This is a genomic window from Streptococcus sp. HMSC067H01 (genome assembly GCF_001814775.1).
Lineage (GTDB): Bacteria > Bacillota > Bacilli > Lactobacillales > Streptococcaceae > Streptococcus.
Map to the genome: position 1 here is coordinate 54,772 of NZ_KV817815.1, position 831 is coordinate 55,602.

An 831-nucleotide genomic window follows, 5' to 3' on the forward strand; every position below is an offset into this window, starting at 1 on the left:
CTGCACTTGCTTTTCCTGAAGCATTTTCAAGGACCTCTCCATTAACTACTGGTCCATGAGCTGATTCTACTGGTTCTTGGTTTTGTTCTTTATAGACAATCGCATAAAGTCCTAGATTTTTGGCGACAAATTCAACTGTGTCACCTACTAGCGTCACCTTTTGAACCTGCAAGCCTTGATCTAAGTTCATGTGATAAACTCCTTGAACCTGACCCTTAACTGGTAATCTCACTAGGACAGCACCTTTGAGTTCAACTTCTTGGTTGTCTTTATCCAACAATTTCACTTGATAAGCATCGTATTGCTTACCAGCTAATTCTTGGCGTAGAACCTTTTGAACTTGAAGCTTGAGGTCTTTAGATAACTCTTCAGTTAGCCCTGCTACCAGAACTCCAGTTTCCTTATCAGATAAGATTTGAACCTCTGCAGCTGGTTTTTCCACACTTGGAGCTGGCTCATCTCCAACTGTAGCCAATGTTCCTGTGTATTCTGGTAATTCATTCTTAGCGGCTTCCACAGAATTGACGCCACCTGTAAATTCTTGAACTTCGTTCTTAGCTGCTTCTACCGCGTTAACACCACCATCAAACTCTGGGACTTCTACTACTGGTGCTGGCTCGTCACCTACTGTGCCGATTGCATCTGTGTATTCTGGCAACTCGTTCTTAGCTGCCTCTACAGCGTTAACACCACCATCAAATTCTGGGACTTCTACTACTGGTGCTGGCTCGTCGCCTACTGTGTCGATTACATCTGTGTATTCTGGCAACTCATGCTTAGCGGCTTCTACAGCATTAACACCACCCTCAAATTCTGGAACTTCTACTACCG

The 831-nt window shown here is 44.0% G+C and carries 1 protein-coding gene; it reads right to left on the reverse strand.

All coding sequences use genetic code 11. The features are described from left to right. On the reverse strand, nt 1-831 hold an 831-nt coding region (locus HMPREF2987_RS10055; RefSeq protein WP_373878862.1), incomplete at both ends, for an SIALI-17 repeat-containing surface protein.